We start from the raw sequence: 16,647 nt of genomic DNA, 5'->3' as shown, positions 1-16,647 counted from the left end.
ACAAAAATAGTTGAAAAACAGATTAGAAGCTATTAATTATATGTTAAATAAGGCACTTTACAAATAATCGCTATAAAATGACAGAAAAACGCTTTTATTTAATCTTTACATTAACACACTTGAATCAATAACACTTTTTTTTGGCTAAACATCATCATCCAAATAATAATATTCACGATACATTTGCAGGTGTTGCAACCTTTTATACTTATTTATAAACTTTTAATTTAATATTTTATGAAACATTTTAGCGTCCAGACTTTCAGGTCACATCCTCGCTGGTGTATGTTTTTAATTCTCTTTTTCTTTTCCACAGTATCATTATGGGCACAAAAAAGAGAAATTAAAGGGACTGTAGTTGATTCTTCTAAAGAGCCCTTGATTGGTGTAAATGTGATTTGTAAAGGAAATGAAACTATTGGTACTATCACGGATCTTGAAGGAAAATTCAGCCTGAATGTAGAAGCCAATGCAACTTTGATTTTTTCATATATAGGCTATACGCAGATAGAGAAAAAATTAGCTGTAAACGAGAACTATCTCACCATTACAATGCAAGATGACTCTGAACTTCTTGATGAAGTAGTGGTAGTAGGTTACGGTACCATGAAAAAGAAAGATTTAACCGGATCTGTATCTCGTGTAGGTAAAGAAGTTTTAGAAAATAAACCGGTTACAAACTTCATTGAATTTCTGCGTGGTAGTGTTGCTGGTTTTAACACTACTATAGGAAATACCTCTGAAGGAGGAGGACAAATGTTGATTCGTGGTGAGAACTCATTGAAAGCCAACACTCAGCCATTGATTGTGTTGGACGGTTCTATTTATTATGGTAGTTTATCAGACATCAATCCGAATGATATTGAATCATTAGATGTATTAAAAGACGCAAGTTCATCGGCCATTTATGGTGCCAGAGGTGCTGCCGGTGTAATAATGGTAAATACCAAAAAGGGAGCTTCGGAAAAACCTGTAATTAATGTCAGCACACGCATAGGTTTCACTGAAGCAACCAACTTAGTAGATATATTCAGCCCAAGCGAGTATCTGCAGGTACATGCCGATTATTATAAAACTCAGGATTATTTCTCAAGCAGTCCACGCCCGACCGGCTACTACGATCACCCGGACAATTTGCCATCTGGTATAGATAAAGACCAATGGGGTAACTATGATTCAGGCTTTACCGGTGATTATATTGGTACATGGTTGAACCGAATCGGCTTGCAAGATGTAGAAGTAAAAAACTATAAAGCAGGCAAAATCACAGATTGGCGAGATATGGCTCTGCGCACAGGTTTAAGACAAGACTACAATGTCAGCGTTTCAGGAAAGAGTAAACTTACGAACTATTTCCTCTCTATGGGATATGTAGACAATGAAGGATATTTAGTTGGTGACGAATATCAGAACTTCCGTACACGCGTAAATTTGGAAACTGAAATTACCAAATGGCTGACAGTTGGTGTGAACAGCCAATTTGCTAATAGACGAAGAAACAATAATCCTGCAGACCTCACACAGGCTAATAATAACAGCCCGTATGGAGATATGTATGATGAAGAAGGAAAGTTCAAATGGTTCCCACATGATGATGCTACGTTTGTTAATCCTTTCATGTGGAATTATTATACTGAAAAATTTGTGAGAGAACAAACATTGATGGCAACTACATTTGCCAAAGTAAAATTGCCATTTGGCTTTAGCTATCAAGCTAATTTTCAAAATCGTTTCAGTTGGTTGAAAGATTTTTATGCAGATTCACCTGAAGCTCGCGACAGACCCGGTGGTAGAGCTGCCCGTACGGAATACAGCGTTTATGAGTGGATGGTTGATAATATTCTTAACTGGAATATGACTTTTGCCGATATACACAAATTCGATGCGACTTTTGTATATAACGTAGAAAAGTACCAGGACTGGAAAGCATATATGATCAACAATAAGTTCGAACCGGATGCAAGTCTTGGCTTCCATAATATGGGTGCAGGTTCCGAACCACAAATTTCTTCAGATGACCAAGTACATACAGCCAATGCATTTTTGGGTCGTATTAATTACAATTTGATGGACAGATATTACTTGACGGCATCTGTAAGACGTGACGGCTACTCTGCTTTCGGAGCAAACAATCCGTATGCAACATTTCCTGCTGTAGCATTGGCGTGGAGAATATCAGATGAAGATTTTATGAAGAATGATATTCTAAATCACCTGAAACTACGTGCTTCATGGGGAGAGAACGGCAACCGTGAATTCGGCCGTTATGCTGCTCTTGCAACTTTAGGTACCCGTAAGAATATTGTCGGTGGTAATCTCGTTAATGGCTTAGTGCCAAGTGGGCTAGGTAACAAAAATCTTAAATGGGAAAGAACGACTGCATTAAATTTCGGACTTGACTTCGGTATTTTTAACGATCGTATTACAGGTATTATTGATTTCTATAAGACTAAAACAAACGACTTGCTATTAACACGCCGTTTACCCAATATCATTGGTTATGATTCTGTAGCGGCAAATATGGGTGAACTAGGAAATACTGGTGTTGAAATCACATTAAACAGCCTCAACATGAACATTCCCGGTAAATTCACATGGACCAGTACCCTTATCTATACCCATAACAAAAATAAAATCAAGCATCTGTATGGTGACATGGTCGATGTGGTTGATAACGAAGGAAAGGTTATTGGGCAAAGAGAAGCCGATGACGAAACAAACGGTTGGTATATCGGACATGGCCTTGATGAGATTTACGATTATAAATTTATTGGTGTATGGCAATTAGGCGAGGAAGCCGAAGCTGCAAAATATGGTTCTCGTCCAGGTGATGCCAAATTGCTCGATGTAAATGGGGATGGTGTTATTGACTCAAAGAACGATAAAGTATGGTTAGGTAGAAAATCACCTACACACCGCTTGTCTTTACGCAATAGCTTTGATCTTTGGAACTGCCTGAATATCTCTTTCTTGTTAAGAAGTGAACTCGGATGGTATGGTTCTGATAACAGACAGCAAAATAATGGTATTCGTTTCTTCCACAGAGGTAATACGACTAAAAGTGATTACTGGACTCCTGAAAACCCAAGCAATGAATACTGTCGTTTAGCAGCTGCAGCACCGGTAGGATTTAGTAACTGGAAAAGTAGAAACTACTTACGTTTACAAGATTTCTCTATATCATATACCGTTCCCAAACAACTAATCAGACGCTTGGGTATTCAGGATCTTCGGGTAAATATGATGGTCGATAATGCCTTCGTAATTACTAATTGGAAGAACTATGACCCGGAAATTAATAATGTAGTACCACGGACATTTACTTTTGGAGTTAATTTCACTTTATAACCTATTAAATATAGAAAATATGAAATACTTATATAGATTATTCCTATTAGCAACATTTATAACCGGACTCACATCTTGTAGTGACTGGTTGGAACCAGAACCGTTGTCATTCTACACACCCGAAAATGGAGTTAAGGATGTAAATGGAATTGAAACAGTTCTGCAAGTTAGTCGTAGACAATTGAAGAACGAATATTATGGTAATCAGGACGAGCAAATTGCACAAATAGAGTATATACTCTCTGATATGGCAATTTCAGGTGCACCTGAAGATTATGAACTTCATAACCTGGAAACACAGCTGACTCCGACTCTTATAAAAGGTAAACAGCGTGTTTACAAACATTTCAGTCATGCATGGGGTGGTGTTAAATATGCCAACTTAGTAATTAACAGAATACCACAAATTGAAGCTTCACAAGAAAAAAAGGATGAGCTTTTAGCTGAAGGATATTTTCATCTGGCCTACTGGTATTATCGCCTGGTAAATCAGTTTGGAGATGTGCCTCTCATTCTTGAAGAAATCCAAGAGCCACGTATTGATTTACAAAGTACCTCACGTGAGGCCATTCTAAAATATTTCTGTGAGAAGTTGGAATTTGCTGTAGAACATTTACCAATGACTGCGCCAGCCGGTGCTATTAATCGTGCAGCTGGTGAACATCTGCTTACTAAATACTATTTACAATGTCGCAGATTCGATGATGCTGTAAAATCTGCTACTCGATGTATTGAAAATTATGGTTTGAAATTAATGAAGAACCGTTTCGGTATACGTGCAAATGATCAGATACACGATGTTATTAATGACCTGTTCAAAGAGGAAAACATTACCGCTAGCGAAAACCTTGAAGGTATTCTTACCGTTCAGGAGCAGTTTGGTAGTGAAGGTAGTGTAAGCCCGAGCGAAGGTTCATGTAGGATGAGACTGTACACACCTTATTGGAGTGGTCCACAGGTGAGAACACCAGATGGAATGGGTGGATACAGTAAAGCAAATGCTATTGTACAAATGGACTCATTGGGGCGTGGAATCGGTATTGTACGTCCAACGAATTATTATCAATATGAATTATGGAAAGACTGTGGCAACGATATGAGACATAACTCGCTCAACTGGTATGATGCTAAACACTATACCTATACCAATCCTCAGTCTGCTTATTTCCGGAAGTCCATTCAACCGGAGTATATAACAGGACATGACACAATCAGATGTTATTACTCATGGCCATATTACAAAGTGTTTGTTGACAAAGATGAAATTAACAAAGGAAATGAGCCCAAAGGTGGTTTTACTGACTGGTATGTTTTCCGGTTAGCCGAGACTTATTTATTGCGTGCTGAAGCCTATTATTGGCAGAATAAGCTATCTGAAGCTCTGGCAGATGTTAATGAAATTCGCCAACGTGCAAACGCTCCGTTATATCAAAGTGTTGGATTAGATGAGATCTTTGATGAGCGTGCCCGTGAACTCTATCTTGAAGAACCACGTAAATGCGAACTTACTCGTGTTGCGTATATCAAGGCTGCATTAGGTCAGGATGGATATACTTTGGACAAGATGCATGAAAAAAATTGGTATTACGATCGTGTTATTGCAAAGAATAATTTCTATCGCAATGAAATTTCACACGGAACAAATTCATATAAGATTAAACCATACCATGTATACTGGCCCATTCCACAAGATGCAATAGATGCTAACAACCTGAATGTTATCAATCAGAATTATGGGTATCAAGGCTCACAAAACAATATACCACCTCTTGAAACTGTGGTAGAGCCTGAAAAGTAGATATTAAATTAATTACAAGGTAAAAGTTTTATTAGGATGACAACCTGCCGGTGATATTATATTGCCGGCAGGTTCTAATAATTTGCCGCTACAAATAGACTTTATCATGAGAAAATTACTCGCCATTTTACTACTCTGTTATGCGACTTTTGGTTTTGCACAGATTAAAATCAGCAACAAGCCTCATACAGGTAACGAATTTTCAATATATTCCAATGGGAATGCTAGTGAAATATACATAGATAACTCCGATTTTGAAGTAGTTAAAATAGTATCCCAACTTTTAGCTGAGGATATAGAAAGGGTAAGCGGTCAAAAAGGGAAGCTGCTCACTACAAAATCTATTAAATCCAAACAGCCTATTATAATAGGGACTCTAGGACATAATAAATGGATCGATAAACTTGTTGCAAGTAATAAAATAGATATATCTGCCATAAAAAACGGTTGGGAACAATATATTATTAAGGTAGTAGAAAAACCTTTTAGTGGTGTAGACAAGGCTTTGATTATTGCAGGATGTGACAGACGTGGAACAGCCTATGGTACCTTCACTCTATCTGAAGCTATGGGAGTATCTCCTTTATATTGGTGGGCTGATGTTCCTGTAAAAAAGCAAAAGGCGATATATCTGGAAACAGCCGAGTATATTTCTAAAGAACCTTCCGTGAAATATCGTGGTATCTTCCTGAATGACGAAGGATGGGGACTTGTGCCTTGGGCAGCCAAAACATTCGACCCAACATTGGGTGATATCGGTCCTAAAACTTACGCAAAAATATGTGAACTCATTCTTCGAATGAAAGGCAATATGCTGGCACCAGCCATGCATCCGGGATCAGGTGCATTTAATAAATATCCCGATAATAAGATTGTTGCTGACAATTATGCTATTGTCATGACATCTGCACATTGCGAACCTTTGTTATTTAACAATACCACAGAATGGTTTAGTGAAACCATGGGAGAGTGGAACTATATGACCAATAAAGAAGGCATTAATAAAGTATTGGATAAACGTATATCTGAGAATGGACAATACGAGAACTTCTATACATTAGCTATGCGGGGTATTCACGATGCCGGATTGGTGGGGGTACCCAAAGAAAAAGAAGTAAGTTTAATAGAAGAGGTACTGAGTGATCAAAGAAATATATTAAAAAAATATATTAATAAAGATATAACATCCATTCCACAACAATTTGTACCCTACAAAGAAGTATTGGACATTTATGAGAAAGGTCTGAAAGTGCCTGATGATGTGACTTTGGTATGGCCTGATGATAACTTCGGCTATATAAAAAGGCTGAGTAACAAGGAAGAACAAAAACGTAAAGGTGCATCTGGTATATATTATCATATCTCTTATTGTGGAGAGCCACACGATTATCTGTGGATTAACACAACTCCTGCTACATTAATCTATGAAGAAATGCGAAAAGCTTATGATACAGGAGCCAATCGTTATTGGTTACTAAATGTAGGAGACATAAAACCGGGAGAACTTGGCATGAAATTTTTCCTTGACATGGCTTGGGATATTGAACAATTCAACTTTGATAATGCCTATACTCATCACACCGATTTTCTGACTTCCATATTTGGAGAGAAATACAGAGATGATCTTGTTGATATTATCAATAACTATTATCTGCTAGGGTTCCAACACAAACCTGAAGGAATGGGATGGGGATACCAATGGAATAACTATCTGGAACGCGAAAGAATTATAGATACAGAGTTTTCTTTTGCAAACTATGATGAAGCCGAAAAGCGAATGGCTGCGTACGACCGTATTGCAAATAAGAGCGAAAAGATATGGAAGCAATTACCGGAAGAATATAAACCTGCTTATTATGAGCTAGTTCACTATCCGGTAAAAGGAGCTACACTGATGAACAAGAAGATGTTGACAGCTCAGAAAAATCGTTGGTATGCCCGACAGGGACGTGCCACAACCAATGCAGTAGCAAACGAAGCAAAAGTCTATTTTGATAGTCTTGCTATTTATACCGACAAGTTCAATTCGCTACTCAATGGCAAATGGAAGCACATGATGGCAGTAAGTCCGGGTTGGAATGCCAGTTATCACGAAATGGCGCCTACCGAACAAATAAATATACCCGAAGAGGGAGAAGTCGGAATCTTCATACCCGGCCAAGATTACACCTTTGGCATGCCTAATGTAAATGTACTCCCATCTGTCAATCCATATACCCAAAAAAACTTCTTCTTTGAAATCTATAACAAAGGGAAAAAAACATTTATTTGGAAAGCAACTACTCATGCCAATTGGATAAAGCTAAGTAAATTAAGTGGGAAAACAGCCACACAGGAAAGAATCAAAGTTTCAATCGATTGGAATAAGGTGCCTCATGGTAACAATATAATTGGAGAGATTGAGGTCATGACAAATGGTAAAACAGATAAGATATTTGTTCCTGTATTCAATCCACAAACTCCATCGATTGATGAAGTGAGAGGCATGTATATAGAAGATAATGGCTGTGTTTCCATAAATGCCGGGCTTTTCCATCGTAAATACGAAAACGACGATATCAAAATAAAAACAGTAAAAGGGTTGGGTTATGAGAATGATTGTGTACAATTAGGAGAAGCGACTAAACCTTCCCAAAATAAATGGTTCACCAATAGGGCTCCCAAAGCCGAATACGACTTTTATACATTCAATGCCGGAAATGCAACAGTATATGTATATGCATTACCCCTATTCCCGATAGATTCCAAACATGACACCAGTTATGGAGTAATGATTGATGAAGGAATGGTGCAATGGATGTCGACAGCATCGAGGGAATATTCAGGTGAGTGGCGCAGAAATGTAGCCCGTAACAGTGCTATAGGTGTAGCTACGCTTCAAGTTGACAAACCGGGTAAACATACATTCAAATTAATTTGTGCCAACCCAGGGGTGATTATCCAGAAAGTGGTGATTGATTTTGGTGGCATGAAACGTTCTTACCTAGGTCCGGAAGTGACTTATGTAGAAAACAAGAAAGCTACACGATAAGAATGACGTTCATTGATAAGTAATATGTTCTTTCCAATCTGAAGTTGTCGAATACTTCAGAGTATGTCACCATAAAATAGAAGCATACGTATTTAATTTTTGGATTAATTTCATACATTTGCAAATGTAGTGTAATGACGGAACACTGTTATTCAGCCTTTGAGATAGTTATTTATATGAGCCTTTTAATAATGAAACAAAATACTCTTTTAAACTCCCTTACTAAAGAAGAACTTATAAAACTCATCGAAGCCTATTCCAAAAACTGGTTGGCTATGGATGGTGTATGGTTTCAATCGGTAGAGCGAAAATACGGAATGGATGAGGCCATGCATCACGATAGGGAAGCATGGAGAGTTTTTACAATCACAGAGGCAAGGAGAATCAAGCAGTTTCTTGAACTGCCGGAACATGCAGGACTGGAAGGGCTGGCAAAAGCCTTGCAGCTGCGTTTCTATGCAAATATAAACAATGATGAGCTTATTTTCGGAAAAGATGGTAAGACTTTGATGTATCGCACATTAGACTGTCATGTGCAAACCGCCCGTAAGCGTAAACAAATGGAATATCATCCTTGTAAATCAGTAGGTATCATTGAATATAGTGGTTTTGCAGCTGCAATAGATGAACGTATTACATGCGAGTGCCTCAGCTGTTATCCGGATATCACTGATAACAGCTGTTGTTGTGCCTGGCAGTTTACTCTGAATGAGTAATACAAGGAATTCTATTTAAGAATATAGAAGCATGATGTCGTAAATAGATTTCTTACATAAGGTATAAAACCGATTATTGCAGGTAATTTCCGAGGTTTTAATCCGAATTTTATTTCATAATGAGGATTTATAAAGAACAACTGTTTGTCCATAACTCTGATAGATTCCCTATGCACTAACCTTTCAAATAGCTCTATTGAAGTCCTGGTATCTTTTATAGAAATAAGCTCTTTTATGCAGCCTGTATTTTCACCGGCAATCTTTAAAATACTTTTATACATAAAAGTTGGCAACAGGTGAATAAAAGGAAAGTGCGAGATTATTTTGCTTTTACATATCTGTTGGTGTCCGCCAAAAGGCATTTGCCATGCAGGAAACGACATAAAGATAATACCTTCGGGATTCATGTATTTAGGAAGATTGGATAAGAATGTAGCTTTGTCCTTTATATGTTCTATAACGTCATGGCAGATAATTAAATCGAATTTGTGTTCAAGCCCTTTCAACTTGAAAATATCCGAAGCTATGAAATCTCCTTTTATTTGCCTTTCTTCAAAAAAGAGGATTGCACCTTTTATTCTTCCTGTCGATAAATCGACCCCGGTAGTGTTACATCCCAGTTCAGCAAAGGGTAATAGATTGCCTCCATCCCCACATCCTATTTCTAAAACATTCATTCCCTTTTCAATCTTTTTGTATTTTGATATATATGGGATGTAGTATCGCTTACTTGTTATCGAAAGTTCATTAAAGTATAATTTTCTATTTTTCTGTCGTTCTTGCATAATATCTATTATATAAATTTCCTTTTTAGGTTCTGTCAGATTTATGTAGCTGTTAATTTAATATTGCATTTTGTCCAAAGAAGAAGCGTGAAAAGTGTAGTTTATCCATGCTCCATGCTATTACTATACATCCACTTACGGTGATTGCAACGGATATGATCATAAAAAGTATTCCGGTGGGCTCAAAGAATAAAAAAGATAGGAACATCTTGCACAATATTGTGAAAAGAGGGGAGAAGAGAAATATGACAAGAGTATTTCTACCTATAAAATAAGAGCATTGTTTGATTTCCTTGGATAGATAACTGTGTGCATATAGTGATATAATGATAGCCAGATAAGTAATAGTGATACCTGCCAGTATCCCTCTGTTCAGATTGTCTGGAAAACAGCAGAGTAGTATCATGGGGACAAGGGCAAGAAGCGATGGCTGAAAGATACGGACAAATGATAATTTGCTTTGTTTAATGATTACCCCTGCAAGGAAGTAAATGGCATTGGCAAACACTATAATTCCACCCCAGCGTGATACTGTGAATAGACCAAGACCAAATAATATTACCTGTGATATTGTTTTCATGCGGGTATAGCGGAAAGTCAGGTAATATAGTAGACTACAGATAATAAGCGTGTGGAGATACCAGTAGGGACCCAATGGCTTTATAAATATCTTATGCAATAAAATGTTTGAACTAATTTCCGGTACATTTTCTCTCACGGGTAAGATATGCGACATTAGTACGTAACCTGTCTCCATACACAGGTAGGGAATGAAAATCCATAATAGTTTTTTCATAAAGCTTCTGATATCTTTCTGTACATTAGTCAAATAACCGGATATGATTAGGAAAGCGGGCATGTGGAACGTGTATACGATCTGTTTTATATAAGGATATTTATCTCCTATATATACCAGATGAAAAGCAACCATTAGAAGGATAAGAATGCTTTTCAGATAGTCTAATTCTTTAATGCGATGCTCCATAGATTGAGTTTTGTATGTTATTGCAAGAATAGCATCCCGATTTCATAAAGGTAATGATTCGTGATAGTTTAATAAGTCTCATATTTGTGTGTAATTTTGTTGCTAATGCTTTAGCCTATACAAAAATAGGTAGCTTTTTATAAAAAACAGGATAATAATACTTCTTTATGATAATGTAACTATATTTTAAAATATATATAAGTATTATTAGAACTGTCTCCAAATCATATTTGAACCATACCCGGACTATATCAGAACCGTACTTGCTCCGTACGTTCTCCAGTCAGAAGTACCTCTGAGTGGAGAAAGTACGGGGTTGGTACGGAGCAAGTATATCTCAGGTATGTCCCGTATCGCTTTTTGAGTTCGTTTTTGAAAAGAAAGGCGTTAAAAAAAGTTTCTCATTTGCTTTGCTCGATATTTATTCCGTGTTTTGCATGGCATAAAATATGTAACGTAAAGTGCATAATACTATTTATAAAAATAGAGAAGATGAAACATGCTATTAAGGTCATAGCTTTCGATGCAGATGACACGCTTTGGAGTAACGAACCTTTTTTTCAAGAGGTAGAACGAAAATATACAGAATTACTGAGTGATTACGGCGGCGCAGAAGAGATTTCGGCAGAGTTGTTTAAAACAGAAATGGGGAACCTGGAATGTTTGGGGTATGGTGCCAAAGCATTTACCATTTCAATGGTTGAAACGGCTTTGAGGATGAGTGGACAGAAGATTTCAGCAGAGAAGATACAGCAAATTATTCTTTTAGGTAAATCTTTGCTCCAGATGCCGATTGAATTGCTGCCTGGTGTGGAAGAAACTCTGAAAGCTTTGAAAGAACAAGGAGGGCATCGTCTGGTAGTGGCAACGAAAGGTGATTTGCTGGATCAGGAGCGTAAATTACAGCGTTCCGGGCTAATGCCTTATTTTGATCATATTGAAATAATGTCTGATAAGACCGAGAAAGAATATACTCGTCTGCTACAAGTCCTGCAAGTCGCTCCGGAAGAATTTTTGATGATCGGTAATTCTTTGAAATCTGATATTCAACCGGTGCTCTCCATTGGGGGATACGGAGTACACATTCCTTTTGAGGTGATGTGGCAGCATGAGGTGGTGGATACATTTACCCATCCCAGGCTGAAACAAGTGAAAAGTCCGATGGAACTGATGGACTGGCTTTAGTGCTTACGGTCTACATGATACTCTATTCGGTAGATATGATCGAAATGCTCCGTCCATTCGTTTGGAGCAATGCCGATCTGCAGGCCGTAAAAGCGAGTACCTTTCTCACGGTGTATACTCATTTGCTCTAATAATTCCGGCTTACATTCAGGGATGCGATAATCGCTGATAAGTAAGACATCTGCATTCATATAACGGTTTTCGTCAAGCATTCTGAAAGTGTCTTTCAGCATTTGGGTGGCATCTGTGTCGCCACTAAAGGGATGGCTGAAGAATTCCATTAGTTTCAATCGGTCGCGTCGTATATCAATGGTTTTGGTAGATACGGAGAATGAAATCAGAAAACATTCTCTGTCTTGATGCTCTGCGATCTCTATGAGCTTTATCAGTAGGGAATTAGCCATCTTCTCCGGTTTTCCGGTCATGCTGCCCGAGGTGTCGAGGCATACAATCATAGGGCCTTTCAGGACTGCCGGTTTTACTTCCAGACGTCTGGAGGGTTGCATGATTTCCGATTTGTAACGGAAGGTTTGCAGTTTCTGTGTGAAGTATTTCAGCATAAAGACATCTTGCAGCTCATTGTCTGCATAGTATAGCAGTTCCGAGGGGAGCAGGGCATTCAGGTCGTTGCCGATGGTGACACCCAGAATGTCACTCTTTTGAGAGTGAGCCAGTTTGTAGGCACTGCCTTCCGTCACATATACTTGTTTGCTACCCTCATCGTCGGCTATTCGCCCCATGCGGTTTGCTACTTTCAGCAGTTCGGGATATTCCTTTTGCAGTTTTACAATCTTCCGGATATTCTCAAAATCTATGGTATTCCATAACCCGTTCATCATGCTCCATGCCTGATAGAACTCTTCTTTATCCACTTGGTGCTCTTCCAGATATTCCGGTATCTTATCCAGGCTGGTTTTTAATTTCTTTTCCAGAAAGTCCTTCTTGATATCCAGGTTTTTCTCTTTCTGCTCTTGTTGCTTCTGATGAAAAGAATCTTCCCAGTCTTTCAGCATCTTCTCCCAAACGGTAGAGTCATGTTGCTTGTCTTTGTCCCCAAACATGTGTTCGTAGAACGGTTCGTCGAAAGCATTTTCTTTATAATCGTCTTTGATCTTTCTTAATAAAGCTTGCCAACCGTCCCGCTTCTCCTTAATCCAGTTCAAGGCACTTTCCATTTCTCCAAGTTCGGATTGAGCTCTTTGCATCTGAAACTTTTCTTGTTCGAGAAACTGCCAGACAAACTGCGTGGTGATGTCATAGAATATGCGTGCACGAACCTCATCGCTTAACACCAGAACTCTGATGGAAGGATTGTTCATGATGGCCAGTAGATAGAGCAACAAGGGATCTTCCGTTTCGCCGTATAGAGTCTTGGCGCATTCTCCTGTCTGCACAAATTTCTCGACTATCTTTGTATAGAAGTGAATGTCATACTTCTTTTTGATTAGCCCCGCCATATTGCTGTAAATTGAATTGTAACTTTTCCTCTTCGATCTCTACATTCCGCAGTCTTTTTAATACTTCGTCCGAGTAGCGGGTGATTAACTCTCTATCAGCCGGTGTGACGAACAGATTGTCCGTACATAAGGAACTGGTGAGGGCTGATAGTTGCTGGAAAAGTTGATTCAACTCGTTCCGGTAATTGCGGGGAGTGATCTGAGGCAATTTGTCGAACAGACTTTGGGAGGATTTGCCGGATGTAGGGAGTGTTTTTTCTCCTTTTTTCCTTTGGCTCATCGGATATCGCACACCGTCTATCAACAGGTATTCTGTTCCTTCCCTGTACAGGTTTACCCGTTGCTGGGAGGCAGATGATGAGGGCGTTCCACCCGGATAACAGCGAATAATCGAGCGTCCCGGATTCAACGGATCGGGATAGATGACAGCTTGTTTAGGTGCATTTTCTCTCTTCTGTTCTTTCAGAGCCAGATAGTCTACGGCAAAGATGTATGTATGGCCTGTTCCGTGTTCCTCTACATGATAGTAGAAGTAGTCTGTAATTTCCAGTTCATTCCAGGGGGAACAGTTGTTCTTGAAGTCTTCCAAAGCTTGGCGCACCCGGCTGATTCGGATGTCGCTTTTAATTGCTTCGGTGATTTCTTCCATTTTTTCCAGGCAGGAGGTGAATAGTTCCCGGATGACCAATTGATGAATCGGCTCACATTCATCTGCTTCATTCCACAAACAATGGTATAGGGGCAGCAGGTCTGATGAGTTGACCTCTGTACGTCCGTTAATGAAAGCTGAGGCTTTCAGCAATTGCACAATGTTCTTCCAGCGACGGTCGCTTATATATACGTTTCGGGCAGTGCCTTCATCATCCAGTGGAAGCCGTTTCAGTTGGTGGCGAACGTTAGTAATGTATTGTAGAATCTCGGCAGATAGTGAAATCCGGTTGATCTGTCCGCGCCAGTCTGCATATTCTTTTTCACTGATTTGCAGTTCTGAAGGCACGTTTATTTCTTTATCGTTGTCATCGAGCAGCATGTTGTAAAAAGTCTGTTCGTCCTTTACACAGGTGCAGATGATACGCAGCAGAAACCGATCCCACAGGGCCTCAAGTCCTTCGCCGTGTGCAGGCAACTCGTTACTGGCGGCAATCAGAAGTTTTAGTGGTAGCTTAATTTCGCTATCGCCATTCCGATAGATTTTCTCGTTGATGGCGGTGAGCAATGAATTTTGTATGGCAGGTCCCGCTTTCCATATCTCATCCAGAAACACCACGCTTGCCGTAGGCAGATACCCATCAATGGCACGTTCGTATTTATCAAACTCTTTCAGCCGGTTGATGCTGATAGGGCCGAATATCTCATCGGGAGTAGAAAAGCGTGACATCAGATATTCAAAAGCTTTTGCTCCCTTAAAGGCGGATTTCAGTCTGCGCGCCACCATGGACTTGGCTACTCCCGGAGGACCCAGCAAGAGAACACTTTCGCCTGCCAATGCAGCCAATAGTGACAGGCTGAGTTCAGTATCCTTCTCGTAAACCCCTTGGTTGATGGCGGTTAATAGTTGTTGTATTCTGTTTCTGATGTCCATAATTCTTCTTGTTTACACTTTATTTTAGGTATGAAGCTTCAAAGATATGAAATCTTTATACGGAATACTGACAATTATTTTGAATTATTGCAGATAAAAAGTTATCTTTGGTGCAGTATTTCTAAAAGAACAGCATTTTACAAAAAGGATATCTAATTTAAGAATGAACATGAGAAATGCTATGAAAATGAAGGAAGAGAAGAAACGATGGTTACATTTCTACAACCGGATATTGTCCGGCGTATTGGTCTTACTAGGTTTTAATGCATGTGACGGGACGGGGGCTGATGAATATGGAACACCTTATTGTCGTTTTGAGATTAAAGGTAAGGTACTTGATGAACTACGCGAACCTGTAAAGGATGCAAGGGTTATCGTAAAGGAACTTACGTCGGATGGAGAACCGATGGGAGCTTATTACACTGATACTCTGTATACTCAAGAGAATGGAGAGTTCCGATTCTTAAATGAGCAGGCAGGTGGCTATGGTAAATACCGCTTAGTATGTGAAGATTCACCGGGTATTTATAAAGCAGACTCAACTGACATAAAAATGGAGCCGACAGGTGGCAAAGGCTGGTATCAAGGCAGTGACACTAAAGAAGTAGATTTTGTACTGAAGAAAAAGAATGAATAATCTTTCAATACGTAAACAGCTTGCTCTGGAAATAAACCGGAAGATCTGGAATAACCTGAAAGAACTGCACCCTCTGAAGCAGCTCTTCTGGGAGTGCACTTTGCGTTGTAATCTCCACTGCAAGCATTGCGGAAGCGACTGCAAACGAATGGCGGCAGTGGAAGATATGCCTGCCGAAGATTTTCTGCGTACTATCGATTCCATTACTCCTTATGTAAATCCCAATAAAGTAAGTATCATTATCACTGGTGGAGAACCCCTGATGCGGGAAGACCTGGAAAAAGTCGGGCTGGCCCTCTACCGTCGTGGTTATCCGTGGGGCATGGTCTCCAACGGACTTTATCTGACAAAGGAACGCTTGCAAAGTCTCATGGCTGCCGGATTACACTCCATAACTATCAGTCTGGATGGTTTTGCCGAAGATCATAATTGGTTGCGGGGGCATCCTGAAAGCCATCACAATGCTTTGGAAGCCATAAAGATGCTGGTGCACGAACCGGAACTGACCTGGGATGTGGTGACTTGCGTTAACCGACGTAATTACCCTTATCTGGACGAATTAAAAACATCTCTTTATAAAATAGGCGTTCGCCAATGGCGGATGTTTACTATCTTCCCGGTTGGCCGTGCTGCTTCGCACCCTGAGTTCCAGCTAACAGATGAAGAATTTACCGGACTTATGGACTTCATTAAAGAAACCCGTAAGGAGGGAAAGATACATCTGAGTTATGGCTGCGAAGGCTTTCTCGGCAAGTACGAAGGAGAAGTACGCGATAGCTTCTTCGCTTGTAATGCCGGTGTTACCGTCGGTTCCATCCTGATAGACGGTTCTATCTCTGCTTGTCCCAGTATCCGGAGTGATTTTCATCAAGGGAATATCTATCAGGACAATTTTATGCAGGTGTGGGAAGAACGCTTCCAGCCATTCCGTAACCGCGATTGGATGAAAAAAGATGCTTGTGGCGATTGTTCCTTCTTCCGTTATTGCGAGGGTAACGGGATGCATCTTCGTGATGAAAACGGTAATCTCCTGTTTTGTCATTCAAAGAGATTAGTGCGTTAAGTTTATTTAATCTAATAAAAATGCTATTTCATTATTTCCTAATTGAGGGAAAAAGTTATA

General features: G+C 39.5%; 11 protein-coding genes. 7 read left to right on the top strand and 4 right to left on the bottom strand.

Annotated elements, in window-relative coordinates; all coding sequences use genetic code 11:
* Nucleotides 1-237 precede the first annotated feature (237 nt).
* The 4 genes from DWW10_RS08805 (at nucleotide 238) to DWW10_RS08790 (ending at nucleotide 8,893) form a co-directional block, all read left to right on the top strand.
* Entirely contained in the window at nucleotides 238-3,348 is a 3,111-nt protein-coding gene (locus DWW10_RS08805) for a SusC/RagA family TonB-linked outer membrane protein (RefSeq protein WP_022393449.1), read from the top strand.
* Nucleotides 3,349-3,367: 19 nt separating this feature from the next.
* Nucleotides 3,368-5,146 (top strand): RagB/SusD family nutrient uptake outer membrane protein, encoded by a 1,779-nt coding sequence (locus tag DWW10_RS08800; RefSeq protein ID WP_022393448.1) that lies wholly within the window; start codon nucleotides 3,368-3,370, stop codon nucleotides 5,144-5,146.
* Between the two features lie 106 nt (nucleotides 5,147-5,252).
* Complete coding sequence (locus tag DWW10_RS08795) at nucleotides 5,253-8,177, top strand: glycosyl hydrolase 115 family protein (protein WP_022393447.1); 2,925 nt, start codon at nucleotides 5,253-5,255, stop codon at nucleotides 8,175-8,177.
* A gap of 191 nt (nucleotides 8,178-8,368) precedes the next feature.
* Nucleotides 8,369-8,893, top strand: coding sequence for a DUF6125 family protein (locus DWW10_RS08790; RefSeq protein WP_118420817.1), 525 nt, complete (start codon nucleotides 8,369-8,371; stop codon nucleotides 8,891-8,893).
* Between the two features lie 11 nt (nucleotides 8,894-8,904).
* Here DWW10_RS08790 and DWW10_RS08785 read toward each other — a convergent pair whose 3' ends face one another.
* Nucleotides 8,905-9,678, bottom strand: coding sequence for a class I SAM-dependent methyltransferase (locus DWW10_RS08785; RefSeq protein WP_022393445.1), 774 nt, complete (start codon nucleotides 9,676-9,678; stop codon nucleotides 8,905-8,907).
* 52 nt (nucleotides 9,679-9,730) lie between these two features.
* Nucleotides 9,731-10,663: an acyltransferase family protein gene (locus tag DWW10_RS08780; protein ID WP_022393444.1), complete on the bottom strand. Its 933-nt coding sequence runs from the start codon at nucleotides 10,661-10,663 to the stop codon at nucleotides 9,731-9,733.
* A 492-nt stretch (nucleotides 10,664-11,155) separates the two neighbouring features.
* Here DWW10_RS08780 and DWW10_RS08775 point away from each other — a divergent pair, with 492 nt between their 5' ends.
* Entirely contained in the window at nucleotides 11,156-11,848 is a 693-nt protein-coding gene (locus DWW10_RS08775) for an HAD family hydrolase (protein ID WP_022393443.1), read from the top strand.
* Here the strand turns inward: DWW10_RS08775 and DWW10_RS08770 are convergent.
* Both DWW10_RS08770 and DWW10_RS08765 read right to left on the bottom strand, forming a co-directional pair.
* Nucleotides 11,845-13,305: a vWA domain-containing protein gene (locus DWW10_RS08770; protein WP_022393442.1), complete on the bottom strand. Its 1,461-nt coding sequence runs from the start codon at nucleotides 13,303-13,305 to the stop codon at nucleotides 11,845-11,847. The genes DWW10_RS08775 and DWW10_RS08770 overlap by 4 nt on opposite strands.
* Nucleotides 13,277-14,887: an AAA family ATPase gene (locus DWW10_RS08765; RefSeq protein ID WP_022393441.1), complete on the bottom strand. Its 1,611-nt coding sequence runs from the start codon at nucleotides 14,885-14,887 to the stop codon at nucleotides 13,277-13,279. Before DWW10_RS08765 ends, DWW10_RS08770 begins: the two co-directional genes overlap by 29 nt.
* 169 nt (nucleotides 14,888-15,056) lie before the next feature.
* Here DWW10_RS08765 and DWW10_RS08760 point away from each other — a divergent pair, with 169 nt between their 5' ends.
* Nucleotides 15,057-15,524, top strand: a complete 468-nt coding sequence (locus tag DWW10_RS08760) for a radical SAM-associated putative lipoprotein (protein WP_021967779.1) — start codon at nucleotides 15,057-15,059, stop codon at nucleotides 15,522-15,524.
* Nucleotides 15,517-16,587 carry a TIGR04133 family radical SAM/SPASM protein gene (locus tag DWW10_RS08755; protein ID WP_022393440.1) on the top strand — a complete coding sequence of 357 codons (1,071 nt, stop codon included), beginning with the start codon at nucleotides 15,517-15,519 and terminating at the stop codon, nucleotides 16,585-16,587. Before DWW10_RS08760 ends, DWW10_RS08755 begins: the two co-directional genes overlap by 8 nt.
* The last annotated feature ends 60 nt before the right edge of the window (nucleotides 16,588-16,647 follow it).

Source organism: Bacteroides intestinalis, assembly GCF_003464595.1.
GTDB lineage: Bacteria > Bacteroidota > Bacteroidia > Bacteroidales > Bacteroidaceae > Bacteroides > Bacteroides intestinalis_A.
The sequence above is the reverse complement of the archived record's forward strand: the minus strand, read 5'-3'. Positions and strand labels throughout refer to the sequence as shown.

Coding starts and splice junctions, on each gene's coding strand:
- DWW10_RS08805 (WP_022393449.1), top strand. CDS start 238: ATGAAACATTTTAGCGTCCAGACTTTCAGGTCACATCCTCGCTGGTGT.
- DWW10_RS08800 (WP_022393448.1), top strand. CDS start 3,368: ATGAAATACTTATATAGATTATTCCTATTAGCAACATTTATAACCGGA.
- DWW10_RS08795 (WP_022393447.1), top strand. CDS start 5,253: ATGAGAAAATTACTCGCCATTTTACTACTCTGTTATGCGACTTTTGGT.
- DWW10_RS08790 (WP_118420817.1), top strand. CDS start 8,369: ATGAAACAAAATACTCTTTTAAACTCCCTTACTAAAGAAGAACTTATA.
- DWW10_RS08785 (WP_022393445.1), bottom strand. CDS start 9,678: ATGCAAGAACGACAGAAAAATAGAAAATTATACTTTAATGAACTTTCG.
- DWW10_RS08780 (WP_022393444.1), bottom strand. CDS start 10,663: ATGGAGCATCGCATTAAAGAATTAGACTATCTGAAAAGCATTCTTATC.
- DWW10_RS08775 (WP_022393443.1), top strand. CDS start 11,156: ATGAAACATGCTATTAAGGTCATAGCTTTCGATGCAGATGACACGCTT.
- DWW10_RS08770 (WP_022393442.1), bottom strand. CDS start 13,305: ATGGCGGGGCTAATCAAAAAGAAGTATGACATTCACTTCTATACAAAG.
- DWW10_RS08765 (WP_022393441.1), bottom strand. CDS start 14,887: ATGGACATCAGAAACAGAATACAACAACTATTAACCGCCATCAACCAA.
- DWW10_RS08760 (WP_021967779.1), top strand. CDS start 15,057: ATGAGAAATGCTATGAAAATGAAGGAAGAGAAGAAACGATGGTTACAT.
- DWW10_RS08755 (WP_022393440.1), top strand. CDS start 15,517: ATGAATAATCTTTCAATACGTAAACAGCTTGCTCTGGAAATAAACCGG.